Annotated in this window: 18 protein-coding genes; 15 read left to right on the forward strand and 3 right to left on the reverse strand. The window is 63.6% G+C overall.

Annotated elements, in window-relative coordinates:
- Window positions 1–183: 183 nt before the first annotated feature.
- Window positions 184–795, forward strand: coding sequence for a cation transporter (locus ENJ19_06980; protein HHM05470.1), 612 nt, complete (start codon window positions 184–186; stop codon window positions 793–795).
- Window positions 792–1184, forward strand: coding sequence for a DUF302 domain-containing protein (locus ENJ19_06985; protein HHM05471.1), 393 nt, complete (start codon window positions 792–794; stop codon window positions 1182–1184). The genes ENJ19_06980 and ENJ19_06985 overlap by 4 nt, the downstream gene beginning before the upstream one ends.
- Before the next feature lie 183 nt (window positions 1185–1367).
- Here ENJ19_06985 and ENJ19_06990 read toward each other — a convergent pair whose 3' ends face one another.
- Window positions 1368–1784: a MerR family transcriptional regulator gene (locus ENJ19_06990; protein HHM05472.1), complete on the reverse strand. Its 417-nt coding sequence runs from the start codon at window positions 1782–1784 to the stop codon at window positions 1368–1370.
- 129 nt (window positions 1785–1913) lie between these two features.
- Between ENJ19_06990 and ENJ19_06995 the strand changes: the two genes are divergently transcribed.
- From ENJ19_06995 to ENJ19_07010, 4 genes are read left to right on the forward strand one after another with little or no spacing between them, the layout of a single operon-like run.
- Window positions 1914–2735 (forward strand): hypothetical protein, encoded by an 822-nt coding sequence (locus tag ENJ19_06995; GenBank protein HHM05473.1) that lies wholly within the window; start codon window positions 1914–1916, stop codon window positions 2733–2735.
- Window positions 2736–2782: 47 nt separating this feature from the next.
- Complete coding sequence (locus tag ENJ19_07000) at window positions 2783–3079, forward strand: copper chaperone (protein ID HHM05474.1); 297 nt, start codon at window positions 2783–2785, stop codon at window positions 3077–3079.
- 5 nt (window positions 3080–3084) lie between these two features.
- Window positions 3085–4056, forward strand: a complete 972-nt coding sequence (locus ENJ19_07005) for a 6-bladed beta-propeller (protein ID HHM05475.1) — start codon at window positions 3085–3087, stop codon at window positions 4054–4056.
- Entirely contained in the window at window positions 4034–4513 is a 480-nt protein-coding gene (locus ENJ19_07010) for a heavy metal-responsive transcriptional regulator (protein HHM05476.1), read from the forward strand. Before ENJ19_07005 ends, ENJ19_07010 begins: the two co-directional genes overlap by 23 nt.
- Window positions 4514–4596: 83 nt before the next feature.
- Here the strand turns inward: ENJ19_07010 and ENJ19_07015 are convergent, their stop codons facing one another.
- Together ENJ19_07015 and ENJ19_07020 are read right to left on the reverse strand one after the other, a co-directional pair.
- Window positions 4597–6009, reverse strand: a complete 1413-nt coding sequence (locus ENJ19_07015) for a heavy metal sensor histidine kinase (protein HHM05477.1) — start codon at window positions 6007–6009, stop codon at window positions 4597–4599.
- Window positions 6010–6011: 2 nt separating this feature from the next.
- A complete protein-coding gene (locus tag ENJ19_07020) occupies window positions 6012–6695 on the reverse strand; it encodes a response regulator (GenBank protein ID HHM05478.1) in 684 nt (227 codons plus the stop codon).
- Between the two features lie 255 nt (window positions 6696–6950).
- Between ENJ19_07020 and ENJ19_07025 the strand changes: the two genes are divergently transcribed.
- The 9 genes from ENJ19_07025 to ENJ19_07065 all read left to right on the forward strand — a co-directional run bounded on the left by ENJ19_07025 (window position 6951) and on the right by ENJ19_07065 (window position 13879).
- Window positions 6951–7418, forward strand: coding sequence for a hypothetical protein (locus ENJ19_07025; GenBank protein ID HHM05479.1), 468 nt, complete (start codon window positions 6951–6953; stop codon window positions 7416–7418).
- A 48-nt stretch (window positions 7419–7466) separates the two neighbouring features.
- Window positions 7467–8057, forward strand: a complete 591-nt coding sequence (locus tag ENJ19_07030; GenBank protein HHM05480.1) for a carboxymuconolactone decarboxylase family protein — start codon at window positions 7467–7469, stop codon at window positions 8055–8057.
- Window positions 8058–8158: 101 nt separating this feature from the next.
- Window positions 8159–8731: a DUF2231 domain-containing protein gene (locus ENJ19_07035; protein HHM05481.1), complete on the forward strand. Its 573-nt coding sequence runs from the start codon at window positions 8159–8161 to the stop codon at window positions 8729–8731.
- 366 nt (window positions 8732–9097) lie between these two features.
- Window positions 9098–9580 (forward strand): hypothetical protein, encoded by a 483-nt coding sequence (locus tag ENJ19_07040; GenBank protein ID HHM05482.1) that lies wholly within the window; start codon window positions 9098–9100, stop codon window positions 9578–9580.
- 75 nt (window positions 9581–9655) lie between these two features.
- Complete coding sequence (locus ENJ19_07045; protein HHM05483.1) at window positions 9656–12112, forward strand: heavy metal translocating P-type ATPase; 2457 nt, start codon at window positions 9656–9658, stop codon at window positions 12110–12112.
- A gap of 32 nt (window positions 12113–12144) precedes the next feature.
- Complete coding sequence (locus ENJ19_07050; GenBank protein HHM05484.1) at window positions 12145–12555, forward strand: MerR family transcriptional regulator; 411 nt, start codon at window positions 12145–12147, stop codon at window positions 12553–12555.
- Window positions 12556–12706: 151 nt separating this feature from the next.
- Entirely contained in the window at window positions 12707–12952 is a 246-nt protein-coding gene (locus tag ENJ19_07055; GenBank protein ID HHM05485.1) for a hypothetical protein, read from the forward strand.
- Between the two features lie 65 nt (window positions 12953–13017).
- Window positions 13018–13230 (forward strand): DUF2933 domain-containing protein, encoded by a 213-nt coding sequence (locus ENJ19_07060; protein HHM05486.1) that lies wholly within the window; start codon window positions 13018–13020, stop codon window positions 13228–13230.
- A complete protein-coding gene (locus tag ENJ19_07065; protein ID HHM05487.1) occupies window positions 13223–13879 on the forward strand; it encodes an isoprenylcysteine carboxylmethyltransferase family protein in 657 nt (218 codons plus the stop codon). Before ENJ19_07060 ends, ENJ19_07065 begins: the two co-directional genes overlap by 8 nt.
- Window positions 13880–13904: the final 25 nt, after the last annotated feature.

Raw genomic sequence — 13904 nt, forward strand, 5'->3', positions numbered from 1 at the left:
GCAGCGGCCACTGGCCACCGTGGTTGTGGGTGGTCTCTTCTCCTCGACCTTGTTGACACTGTTCGTGATCCCGGCGCTCTATGGCGTCTTTTCCAAAGCGAAGTTGCGGGAGATGAGATAGGCTGAATCGGGCGGGGGCGTCCGCGTCTGCGGGTGGGGGAGGCCGTCAAGGAAAACCAGCATATGCCAGAATGTGGATGTGATATTGATATCAAAAACCGGCAGCAGCGTCAGGTGCTGGTCCAGTTGTTGCTCATCAATGGCGCGATGTTTGTCGCCGAGATCATCGCTGGCATCATCGGCGATTCCACCGCGCTGATTGCCGATTCGCTGGATATGCTGGCGGATGCGACGGTCTATGCCGTCGGGCTCTATGCGGTGGGGCGGTCCTTGGCGGCCAAGGCGAAGGCAGCCCGTCTCAGCGGTATTTTCCAGGTGCTGCTGGGTTTGGGGGTGTTGTTCGACATCGTGCGCCGCTTCATCGTCGGTAGCGGGCCCGAATCGCTGCTGATGATGGTGGTGGGTTTGGTGGCATTGATTGCCAACACCATATGCCTGATGTTGATTTACAAACACCGCCAGGGTGAGGTGCACATGCGGGCCAGCTGGCTGTTTTCCAAAAACGATGTCATTGCCAATCTGGGTGTCATCGGTGGCGGTATGTTGGTGGCCTGGCTGGGTTCGCCCTGGCCTGACCTGATTATCGGCCTGACCATCGCAGTGATTGTGGTGAAGGGTGGGTTTCATATCATTAAGGATGCGGATTCCGAAATGCAAAAGGAGACGAACGCATGAGCAGGCAATATGGCTTTGGCAAAACCGTGGCGCTGGACTTCGACAGCGCCGTTGCAAAAGTAAGCGCTGAACTGCAAAAAGAGGGTTTCGGCGTGCTCACCGATATCGACGTGCAGGCCACCTTGAAGAAAAAACTGGGTGCGGACATGCCGCCTTACCGCATACTGGGCGCCTGCAATCCGCCCCTGGCCCACAAGGCCTTAAGCGCCGAGCCGTCCATCGGTCTGCTGTTGCCGTGCAATGTGGTGGTGCGCCAGGATGAGGGCGGCGCGGTGCAGGTGGAGTTCATGGACCCGGCGGCGGTACTCAATCTGGTGGACAGGCCTGCCGTGGCGGAGCTGGCCGGTGAGGTGAAAGCCCGCCTGGAGCGGGTGCTGGCGGCGCTGTAGCGGGCGTACCCTCCGGTGCGGCGCCGGCGTATTTTCCCAGGCCAGGGGGCGGGAAAAAAGCACCGGGAGAGGGTCGGCGGTGCCCGGCCGGTTGTGAATTTTGCAGCCTTTGGATGTTGTCTTTGCCGCGCCATGCGCTCGCCCGCCGTGTTTGCGGGCCGCCAGGACAAACGCCCTGTCCCGCTACGGTGTTGAGGGCGGCTCTTCCCGGGTGAGGGTGCGCACCATGGGACAGGCGGGCCGGTCCCGGCTGGCGGCGCATTGGCGGATCAGCGCCTTGAGGCTCTCGCCCATGGCTTGCAGGGCGTGGATCTGCGCCTCGATCTGGGCCAGTTTCGCTTCTGCCTGCTGGCGCACATCGGCGCAGTGCCCCTCGCCCAGCTCCAGCAAATGAGCGATATCCTGCAAGCTGAAGCCCAGGCCCTGGGCGCGTTTGATAAAGCGGATCCGCTGTACCAACGCCGCCGGGTAAGTGCGGTAGCCCACCGGCGGTTTGGCGGGTTGGTGGATCAGTCCCAGGCGCTGGTAGTAGCGCACCGTTTCCACGCTCACCCCGGCGGCCCGCGCCAGGCGGCCGATGGTCAGGGGTTTGTCACTCATTTCAGGGTTCCGCACAGCCAACACCGGGCCATAGGATAAACCGCCGGGCCTGCCTTGTAGAGTGGGCTTGACCTGGACCCGGCTCCAGCTCGTAAGCTGTGAAAAAGAAATTTTCGAGGACGATCTGCAATGTCTCAGCTTTCGTGGCCGCTGCCCGCCCTGCTCTTGTGGACCGTGGGCCTGAGTGTGGCCTGGGCGCACGATCCCGTGTTTGGCCCCGGTCCTCATGTTTTGTTCAAAAACGGTGTGGAACTGCACCTGGGTGTCGAGAGCGAAAAAGCCGGGCCGGACCGGCGCCGTGATCTGGATCTGGAACTGAGCTACGGCCTGAGCGGCGACTGGGCGGCAGGGGTGGTTTTGCCCTATCGCCAAGTGAAAGCAGGTGCCGCTGACAGCGGCGGGGCCGGGGACATCAGCGTGTTCAGCAAATACCGCTTCTGGCGGTCCGACCGGCTGGGGGTGCAGGAATCGGCGGCGTTGCTGGTGAAGCTTTCCCTGGACAATGGTGACAACGACCAGGCCCCGCCCCTGGGCAGTGGCACGCTGGATACCTTGCTGGGTTTGACCTACGGCTTCGAAAGCTTGAAATGGTACCGCTGGGCCGGTGTGCGCTACCGGCGTAGCGGTGAAACCGGTGCCGGTCTGCGCCGGGGCGGGCAGTGGTGGGTGGACGCCGTACTCGGGTGGCGGCCCGCCCCGCCCGTGTATCGCAAACCCGACACCGTGTGGCTGGTGGAACTCAATGTGGAGCATGCCCTGAGGGCGGAACAACACGGCGTGGCGCTGGCCGATACGGGGGGGACGGAGTGGTTTGTCTCGCCGGGTGTCTTCTGGACCTGGCGCAACGTTGCTGTCAAGGGCGGTGTGCAGTTTCCTGTCGCCAGCGATTTGCGCAGCCGGCAGGACAACGCAGACTACCGGGCCAAGATTGAACTGGAATGGCATTTGTAGGGGCGGCGCCCCGCCGCGCCTGTAGACTGGAGAGCAGGAGGTTTGACATGAAAAAGCGGATCGGGCTTGCAGCCCTCCTGGCGGCGCTGTGGAGCGTTGCAGTGTTTGCCGCCGGCACCCGGTACGTCCTGCGGGTGGACGGCCTGGCCTGTCCATTTTGTGCCTACGGCATTGAGAAGAAACTGATTCGCACCGAGGGGGTGGAGGCGGTGGACATGGATCTGGCACAGGGCCAGGTCATCGTCAAAGTCCGGGCAGGGGCCGAACTTGGCGAGGCGCGCCTGGAACGGCTGGTGGACGAGGCCGGCTTCACCTTGCGTTCCGTGGAGGTGGTGCCCCAGTGAAAGGTATGCCTTGGCGGATTCCCGCGCGCTTCGGTGCGCTGCTGCTTGTCGCTGTCGCCTTGTCGGCCTGTGCCTGGTTCCCTTCCCCCCAAGAGCCGCCCTACCGCCTGATCAAAACCTGGGGCGGCCCCGGTGACGGGCCCGGCCGGTTCAACGCCCCCACGGGGGTGGCGGTGTCGGCTTCTGAAGTCTTCGTCAGCGACTCGCGCAATCACCGTATTCAGGTGTTCGATTTCGACGGTGCATTCAAACGGGAATTCGGCGCCGGCCGCTTGGAGCGGCCCATGAACATCGCGCTTGCCGGCGGCGAGCTGTACGTGGCGGATTTTTTTGCCGACCGCATTCAGGTGTTCACTCTGGCGGGTGAGTTCCTCCGCGCCATTGGCCGTCCGGGCCGGGGACCGGGGGAGTTTGACGCGCCCGGCGGGGTGGCGGTGGGGAAAAACGGCGATGTGTACGTGGCGGATTTTTACAATCAACGGGTGCAGCACCTGGACCGGCACGGCCGTTTTATCCGCCAGTGGGGGGCGAGCCGGGAGAGCGGCATTTTGGCGGGGCGGTTCAACTATCCCACTGATGTGGCCCTCGCGCCCGATGGCACCTTGTACGTGGCCGACGGTTACAACGACCGGGTGCAGGTCTTTGGTGCCGACGGCCGTTTTCTCCGCAAATGGGGCGGCCCTCTGGCCATGAATGTTCACGGCCCGTTCAACGGCTGGTTTGCCACCGTCACCGGTATCGCCGTGGATCAACAGGCTCAGGTGTGGGTTGCCGATTTCTACAACGACCGGGTGCAGAAATTCCGCTCCGACGGCACCTTTCTCAATGTTTTCGGGGTGGCCGGAGAGGGTGAAAAACATACCGCCGTGGCCGTGGCCGTGGCGCGGGACGGCACGGTGTTCGTGGCCGACTACGGCCACCATGCCATCCAGAAGTGGCGCCTGGAGGAAGAGAATGAAACAGGGCAGGGGAACTGACGCGGCGGCCGCAGGCGGCTATTCAATCGGCCAGGTCTCCCGCCGTCTCAATCTGAGTGCGGACACGCTGCGCTACTACGAAAAAAGGGGCTTGCTGGGGAAAATCAGCCGTTCGGCCGCGGGGCTGCGCCGCTACAGCGACGGGGATCTGGCGCGTTTGCGGTTTATCAGACGGGCCCAGAAGATGAATTTCAGCCTGGCGGAAATTGGCACGCTGCTGGCCTTGCGCGAGCATCCCGGCGCGGCCCGGCCCGAGGTGCGGCGGGTAGCGGAAAAGAAACTCGGGGAAGTGGTGCTGCGCCTTAAGGAACTTGAGGCGCTGCGCGATGAACTTGATGTCTTGATTCAGCGCTGCAGCACCGGCGGCGCGGGTTGTCCCATCATCGAGGGCATCGAGCTGGGCGGTCCAGGCTGCTGTGCCGGCCGGGAAAAGCATGCACGGGAACGGTCTGACTGATTCGTGGCCGCCCCAGGTGCCGGAGGCGGTGTTTGCGCAGATGAGGTGTGGGGTGACCGCGAGGGGTCTGGCAACGGTTTGAGCTACTCAGCAGTGTCTTGAGCTGCCTCAGCCTCCGTCCGGCGCGGCAGGCACAGGATGAAAACCGTGCCCGCCTGGTCCGAGCGGGCGCTGATTTCGCCGCCATGGGCGGCCACGATGGATTGGGTGATGGCCAGGCCCAGGCCGGCGCCTTCGCCGCTGCGCTGGCGGGCGGGGGCGACGCGGTAGAAGCGGACGAAAATTCTCGCCAGATGGGTGGCGGGAATGACGGTGCCGGGGTTGTGGACCACCACCCGGACCTGGTGTTCGTTTTGTTGCAGGTGCACTGAGACCGTGGCGCCGGCGGGGGTATGGCGAATGGCGTTGGCAAGCAGGTTGCTGATCGCCCGCCGCAACATGAGGCGGTCACCCGCCAGTTGGGCATGGCCGTCGAGCGCAAGGGTGACGTGGCGGTCCTCGGCCCAGGCCTCGTAGTAGTCGAAGAGTTTTTGCACCTCGCCGGCCAGGTCAACGGGCTCGTTGTTGAGAGGGGCCGCGCCCCGGTCCGCCTGGGCCAGAAACAGCATGTCGCTGATCATCTGCGCCATGCGTTCGTACTCTTCCGCGTTGGAGTAGAGGATTTCCCGGTAGGCGTCTGCGTCGCGGGCCTGGGACAGCGCCACCTGGGTCTGGGTCATGAGGTTGGTGACGGGGGTGCGCAGCTCGTGGGCGATGTCGGCGGAGAAATCGGACAGGCGCCGGAAGGCCTCTTCCAGGCGTTCCAACAGTGCATTGAAGGACAGGGCCAGTTCTTTGAGTTCCCGGGGCACCGTGTCCGGATCGAGGCGGGTGTTGAGTTCGGCGGCGCTGATGCGGCTGATCTGCTCGACGATGCGGTGCAGGGGTTTGTGTCCCTGGCGCACGGCCAGCCAGCTCAGCAGACCCATGACGACCATGCCGCCGGCGATCATCAGCCACAGCATGTGGCGGAAGTCGTCGATGAAACGGAGATGGAAATCGATGCCGACGGCCACCATGACGGTGTAAGGTCCCGGCGCCGCGGCCGGGTATTGCTTGACATAGACCCGGTAGTGGTGGCCGCCGTCCTGCCAGTGCTGCACCGTGCCCCGGGCCAGGCGCGCCGGCGCCGGCAGGGGGATGCGGGACAAATCCGGCGCGGGGCTGGCGTACAAGAGGCGGCCGGCGGCGTCGCGAACATGGAGCAGGGCGCCATGGTGTCCCACCAGGATATCGGCGAAGCGCTGCTTGAGCGGCGCCAGGGGGGCGCTCTGGGGGCGGCCGGCCAGCAGGGTCTCCACCGCCTGGGCCACCACTTTGAGTTCCTTGACATCCTCGGCGCTGAAGTGCTGGTCGATGGCGCGCCCCACCAGCCAGCCAAAGCCGAGAAAACCGATCAGGGCCACCGCGCTGAACAACAGCGTGAGCCGCAGCGTCAACGAGCCGGGCCGGGTCATAATCAAGGCTTGTCCGGTGTGTCCATCATGTAGCCCATGCCACGCACGGTGCGGATGAGCTTGACGGCGAAGTCGTCGTCGATTTTGGCGCGCAGGCGGCGTATGGCCACGTCGATGACATTGCTGTCGCTGTCAAAATTCATGTCCCACACCTGGGAGGCGATGAGGGAGCGGGGCAGCACTTCGCCCTGGCGCCGCACCAGCAGTTCCAGCAGGGCGAATTCCTTGGCGGTGAGATGTATGCGCCGGCCGCCGCGGCGGGCGCGGCGGCGGGCCAGATCCAGTTCCAGGTCGGCGATGCGCAGGGTCCACTCCGACAAGGGGCTGGTGCCGCGCCGCACCAGGGTACGCACGCGTGCCAGCAGTTCGGCGAAGGCGAAGGGTTTGACCAGGTAATCGTCGGCCCCCAGCTCCAGGCCTTTGACGCGGTCGTCCACGCTGTCGCGGGCGGTGAGAAACAGCACGGGCGCCGTTTTGCCCGCCTCGCGCAGGGATTTCAAAATGCGCCAGCCGTCCACGTCCGGCAGCATGATGTCCAGGATCAGCACATCGTAGTCTTCGGTCATGGCCAGGTGATAACCGTCCAGGCCGCTTTGGGCCAGATCCACCACAAAGCCTGCCTCGGCCAGGCCCTGCCGGAGGTATTCACCGGTTTTCGCCTCGTCTTCGACAATCAGCAGTTTCATGGGCTGTTCAGACGCAGTGCCAAGGCTCCGCTCTCCCCGGTGGGTGTTGCAAGGCCCCTCTCCCGCCCTGGCAGGGCCTGGGGTGAGGGAATCCACGGCAACATGCTAGCTGCCGGACCTGCCACGAAGATGACGCGAACATTACATGATTGTCATTCACCGGTCACGGCGCCGTCAGCCTGGCGGCGGTAGTGTGGGTAGCCATGAAGGGTCCGCGTGGCGCGGGCCGCATTGTCCATTTCTCAGGAGTTGTTCATGAAACGCAATCCGTATGTCGCCCTGGTCGCTGGCGTTATCATGGCTTTTGCGTGGGCGCTGCCATCAGCGCAGGCCTCGGGCAGCCATGGTGACGGCCACGGTCACAGTCACAGCCACGAGGCCGCCATGGCATCCCGCGAGGACGGGATGTTCCTGGTGAAAAAAGAGATCGACGGTTACACCGTCAGTTTCCACGTGATGCCGGCCCAGCCGGGCAAGGCGATGGGCGGCAGCCACGATTTTATGATCAAGGTGGAAAAGGGCGGGCGAGCCATCACCGATCTGGCCATGAACACCAAAGTCATCCATCCGGGCGGTCAGGCCGAGGTGAAGCGCGCCATGAAAATGGGTGACTGGTTCATGGCCGGCTATGACCTGGGCCATCCCGGCCGGCATCAGATGATGATTCTGTTCAAGACCGGTGACGGTGGCAAGCACAAGGGCGGGGTGTACTACGGGAAATAGGCCGCGGCATGTTTTGCCTTGTTCACAGACCAAAACGGAGGGCGCGCCATGCCTTACATCACCACGCCGGCAGCGCACAGGTTTCCCTGGTATGTGCGGCTGTTTTTCTGGAACCAAAAGCGGAAATACGGCGCAGTACTGGAGCCGGCGCGCCTGTGGGGCCGGTCACCCAAAGTGTTCGCGGCGCTGGCGCTGCTCTACGGCGCCTTCGACCGCGGCTCATCGCCCCTGGCGCCGGCCTTGCGGACCCTGGTGACGGTGCGGGTGTCCCAGCTCAACTGGTGCCCGTTTTGCGTGGACATCAATTCCGCCACCGCGCTCAAGCGGGGCATCAGCGATGAGAAGCTGGCGGCGTTGGCGGAGTTTGCCGGCAGCGATCTTTACAGCGGGGAAGAGAAAGCCGCCCTGGCCTACGCCGAGGCGGTGACCTTGAGCGGGCGCCAGGTGGATGCGGCCATGATGGACGCCTTGCGCCGTCATTTCGACGACGACGCCATTATCGAGCTGACCGGGCTCATCGGCTTTCAGAACATGTCGAGCAAGTTCAACGCTGCGCTGGGGGTCAGGCCGCAGGGGTTTTGTGCCATTGCGCCCCAGCCGCGGCCGGGCCGGGCGCAGAACTTTCCGGGCGGAACGTAAGCGGGAGGTGGCGGTTTCCCCCTGGGGGCCGGTTGTTTTCCCGGGTTTTCCCGGGAAGGGGCCGTGGGCGTTGGAGTTTACTTTTCAAGCGGGACGAATCAATGTTCGAAATCATTCCCAACTGGCATCCTATTTTTGTTCATTTCACCGTGGCCCTGCTGTCGCTGGCCACCGGGCTTTTCATCGTCGCGCCGTTTGTGAAGCCGCCCCTGCGGCAGCAGTGGCAGACAGTGGCCCGCTGGGCCCTGTGGTTCGGCGCCGGATTTATGGTCATCACCGGCCTCACGGGCCTGTACGCCTACAACACCGTGAACCATGACACGCCCTCCCATCTGGCCATGACCGATCACAGAAACTGGGCGGTTGCCACCATCATCCTGTTCCTGATGTTGGCGGCCTGGTCCATCCTGTGGACACGCCGCAGCAAAACCCTGGGCCGGGCCTTTGTGCTGGGCATGGCACTGGCCGGCGGTGTGCTGGCCTCCACGGCCTGGCACGGCGGCGAGCTGGTCTACCGCTACGGCCTGGGCGTTATGTCCCTGCCCCAGGCCGGGGGGGAGGGTCACGAGCATGCCCACGGCGATGAGCATGACCACGGCCCTGGGGCGGCCACCATGGATTTCAGCGGCATGGACGATGTGGACAGTGGCGATGGCCATGACCATGCCCATTGAACCTTAGAACGAGTACTGGACGCGGCAGGAGGCGACCTATGTCCCCGGATATGATGAATACCATGCACGGATCGGGCATGTTGACGGGCTACCACTGGTTGTTTTGGGGGGGGCTGGTGGTGGTCCTGGGCGCGCTGGCGGGAGCAGTGTTCTGGTTCATCGGCAGAAGACGCTGAGCCGCAGGTACGACTGCCCCCGCGCCGCTGTGCAGCATTAGGAACGGCCTTGACCTGGGTGCAGGACCTGGGTTTTACACTGGGCCCTGTGGCGGGCGCACAGCGGCGCCGGTTTGATGATGGGCGCAGCAGGGCGTCCCCGCCGGGGCGCCGGGTATCATGGCAAGCAACTTCAAGGAGATGCAAGACAATGAAACGAACGCTGATAGCAGGCATGACCGTGGCCACCGTGGCATTGTCCCTCCCGGCCATGGCTGACGGGGATCATCATGGCAAGGGCCAAAGCGGGGCGCCCATGGCCGGCATGATGCAGGGTGGGCAGGGCATGATGGACATGTCCGCCATGCACGGGCAGATGGTGAAGATGCACGAAATCATGGACAAGATTCATCACGCCAAAAGCACGGCAGAGCGCCGCAAGCTGATGCGGGAGCACATGAAAGCCATGCACAAAGGCATGGGCATGATGCAGGGCATGATGTCGGGCAGGATGCCCGGCGGCATGGACGGGCAGCATCAAGGGGCCATGATGAAGGGTTCCGGTGGCATGCCGGATGTGGAAGCACTGCAACAACGCCTGGATATGATGCAGGGCATGATGGGCCAGATGATGGAGCACATGCTGCAGCAGCACCAGATGGACGATCCTCCCGACGAGGAGATGGCGGACTAGGAGCCTGGCAACGGCCTGATGCAGCCCGCTCCCCTGCCAGGTGCAGGGGAGCCCCAACAAAACAGGGGACAGATGATGCGCACCGACCCGGTTTGTGGCATGGACGTGCCGGAAGACGCGGCTTTTCACCTTGACCACGGGGGCCGGCGCTACAGTTTTTGCAGCGAGATCTGTCTCCACAAGTTCAAGGCCGAGCCCCGGCGTTATCTCAAAGAGGATGGGGGGCGCGATCACGGCTGTTGCGAGTCCGGTTCCCATGGTGGCCACGGCCATCAACATCAACCGGCGCCGGAGGCGGCCGGGGGGCAGCTCTACACCTGTCCCATGCACCCGGAGATCGTGCAGGATCATCCCGGCAGTTGCCCCAAGTGCGGCATGGCGCTGGAGCCCAAGGGGGTGCCGGTTGCGGCGGCCGGCAAGGTGGAATACACCTGTCCCATGCATCCGGAGATCGTGCAGGACCATCCCGGCACCTGCCCCAAGTGTGGCATGGCGCTGGAGCCACGCACCGTGGAAGTGGAGGAAGACGACAGCGAGCTGCGTGACATGAGCCGGCGCTTCTGGGTCAGCACGGCGCTGGCCATTCCGGTGTTCCTCAGCGCCATGGCGGCGGAATTCTGGCCGGAGGCCATGGCCGGGCTCATCGATCCCAGGCTGCGCCAGTGGCTGGAGTTGATCCTGGCCACGCCGGTGGTGCTGTGGGGGGGCTGGATCTTCTACGTGCGCGCGGTGCAGTCGGTGATCAACCGCAGCCTCAACATGTTCACCCTCATCGGGCTGGGGGTGAGCATCGCCTGGCTCTACAGCGTGGTGGCGGTGCTGTTTCCCGATATCTTTCCCCGCGAGGTATTCAATGAATGGGGTGTGGTGCCGGTGTATTTCGAGGCCGCGGCCGTCATCACCGCCCTGGTGCTGCTGGGCCAGGTGCTGGAGCTGCGCGCCCGCAGTCAGACCAATGCCGCCATCAAGCTGTTGCTGGGCCTGGCGCCCAAGACAGCCCGCATCGTGCGCGAGGATGGCCGCGAGGAGGACATTCCCCTGGAGCAGGTGCAGGTGGGCGACGTGCTGCGGGTGCGGCCGGGGGAAAAGATCCCGGTGGATGGCGAGGTGCTGGAGGGTGAGAGCAGCGTGGACGAATCCATGGTCACCGGTGAACCCATTCCCGTGACCAAGACCCGCGGCGACCATCTCATCGGGGCCACTGTCAACGGCACCGGCACCCTCTTGATGCGGGCGGAAAAGGTGGGTGCCGACACCCTGCTGGCGCAGATCGTCAACATGGTGGCCGAGGCCCAGCGTTCCCGCGCGCCCATCCAGCGCCTGGTGGACGTGGTGTCCGCTTACTTCGTGCCGGCGGTGGTGGTCACCGCCATCGTCACCTTCATCGTCTGGTATGCCGTTGGGCCCGAGCCGGCCCTGGCCCATGCCATGATCAACGCGGTGGCGGTTCTCATCATCGCCTGTCCCTGCGCGCTGGGTCTGGCCACGCCCATGTCCATCATGGTGGGCACCGGGCGTGGCGCCATGATGGGTGTGTTGTTCAAGAACGCCGAGGCGCTGGAGGTCATGCGCAAGGTCGATACCCTGGTGGTGGACAAGACCGGCACCCTCACCGAAGGGCACCCCGAGCTGGTGGCGGTGGAAGCGGTCGCGGGGGTGGATGAAAAGCGCCTGCTGCAACTGGCTGCCGGCCTGGAACGCGCCAGTGAACACCCCCTGGCAGCCGCCATTGTGCGTGGCGCCGAAAGCCGCGCCGTGGAACTGCTGCCGGCGACAGATTTTCAGTCCATCACCGGCAAGGGGGTGACCGGCATGGTGGATGGCCAGCGCGTGGCCCTGGGCAATCTGGCCCTGTTGCAACAGCTCGGTGTTGCGCCGGAAGCCTTGTCGGCACGGGCCGACGAATTGCGCAGCGAGGGGCAGACGGCGATGTTCGTGGCCATAGACCAGGCCGCTGCCGGCCTGATCGGGGTGGCCGATCCCATCAAGCAAACCACGGCCCAGGCCATCCGTGAGTTGCACGAGGAGGGCATCGAGGTGGTCATGCTCACCGGCGACAGCCGCAAGACCGCCGAGGCGGTGGCCGCCAAGCTGGGCATCGACCGGGTGCAGGCCGAGGTCTTGCCGGACCAGAAGGCCGACGTGGTCAAGCACCTGCAGCGGGAAGGCCGCATCGTGGCCATGGCCGGCGACGGCATCAACGACGCCCCCGCGCTGGCCCAGGCCCACGTGGGCATCGCCATGGGCACCGGTACCGACGTGGCCATGGAGAGCGCCGGGGTGACCCTGGTCAAGGGCGACCTGTTGGGCATCGTGCGGGCACGGCGCCTGTCCCGTGCCACCATGCGCAACATCCGTCAGAATCTGTTCTTCGCTTTCGTCTACAACAGTCTGGGCGTGCCGGTGGCGGCCGGGGTATTGTATCCCTTCTTCGGTATCCTGCTCTCGCCCATCATCGCCGCCGCGGCCATGAGCTTCAGCTCGGTGTCGGTGATCTTCAATGCCCTGCGTCTGAAAAGGGTGTCCCTGTGAAGCCGGTCTCCGGGCGATAGGGCCCAAGTGCCATGTACACCGTCAGCCAACTGGCCAAGCGTTGCGGCGTCACGCCAGATACTGTGCGCCACTACACCATGAAAGGCCTGTTGCGTCCCAGCCGGGATCCTGCCAATGGCTATCGGCGATACGGGGCGGCTGATCTGCATCGCATGCGCTTCATCCACCAGGCGAAGCGCCTGGGCTACACCCTCAAAGAAGTGGAGGAGATCATCACTCTGGCGGGCCAGGGACGTTCGCCCTGTCCGCGGGTGCGGGATATTATCGCCGCGCGGATCGTGGACAACCGCCGCCGTCTGGATGAACTGAATGCCTTGCAGGCCCGCATGGAGCAGGCGCTCAGCAGTTGGCGGACCTTGCCTGACGGCGTTCCCGATGGCCTGACCGTCTGCCATCTGATCGAAGGTACGGCGGCTGACTGAGAGCCGGAGGCGTAAGCGCTCAGTTTCCCGGCTCCTTTTTTTTCAAGGGGCGTTCGAGCAAACTGAACCGTTGTTCGGAGCCTTGACCTGGGTGTCGCGCCCGGGGTTTACCCTGTACGGTAAGCTGTGCGCGGTGTAGGGATGCATCGTCATGTTCAATGACGACAAGTCATTGTTTGCGGCTGCCGGCGTTCAGATAGCCGCTGCGGACAAGGGCGATCAGCCTTGCCATCGCGTGCGGGAAATTATTCATTACCGTATTGCCAGCCATGGGGAGCGGTTGCGGCAAGCCGGCAATTTACAAAGCGGATTTGAAAGTGCGTTGTGGCAGTGGCGGTGCCATCCCAACGGGGGTCCAGGTGGAACAGCGGTGGGACGTTTGCCGGAGCCGTGCTGATACAGGGCCTTGTTCGCCGGTACCGTTTCCCTTCCCAATCTACATTCAAACAGGAGCGCGACAATATGAACACAGAGTCAGATCGGGAAACGCCGTGGTGGCGTTCTCGCAGCGGCCTGGTCTTGATCGGCTTTGCGCTTATCGCTGGATTCTTTTTGCTGAGTGAGCATCGTGCCCATGTTCTGGGCTGGTTGCCCTGGCTGATATTGTTGGCTTGCCCCCTGCTTCATCTGTTTATGCACGGCGGGCATGGCAAGGGAGACCACCGTCATGACTGACGCCGCGCCTGCATACGGCTTGTGGTCTTTGGTTGTTATCAACTCGGTGATCTTCATCTTCTTTGCATTCAGCTTTTTCAAGCCGAACACCGGGCGGGACTGGCGCAGTTTTGGCGCATTCTCGGCCTTTCTCGTTGCCCTTTTTACTGAAATGTACGGGTTTCCGTTAACGATATATTTTCTCTCGGGTTGGTTGCAGGGCAATTACCCGCAAGTGGACTGGCTGTCTCACGATGCAGGACATTTATTGGAGATGTTGTTCGACTGGAAAGCCAATCCCCACTTCGGCCCGTTTCATATTGTAAGCATGGTGTTCATCGCTGGCGGCTTCTGGCTGCTGGCCGCAGCCTGGCGGGTGTTGTACGCTGCCCGGATCCGCGGTAACTTGGCTGCCAGCGGTCCCTATGCCCGCATCCGGCATCCTCAATATGTGGCCTTCGTTCTGATCATGTTTGGCTTTTTGCTGCAATGGCCGACCCTTCTGACCCTGCTGATGTTTCCGCTGCTGGTATATATGTACGTCAAACTGGGGCAGCACGAGGAGCGGGAACTGCGGCGGGAACTGGGGAAGGTCTACGAGCGCTATGCCGCGCAAACTCCGGCGTGCGTGCCCCGCTTTCGGGGGTGGTTCGTGAAACGCGGTGTTTGAATGCAGGTCGACAGGAAAATTACTA

It is taken from the genome of Gammaproteobacteria bacterium (assembly GCA_011375345.1).
Taxonomy (GTDB): domain Bacteria; phylum Pseudomonadota; class Gammaproteobacteria; order DRLM01; family DRLM01; genus DRLM01.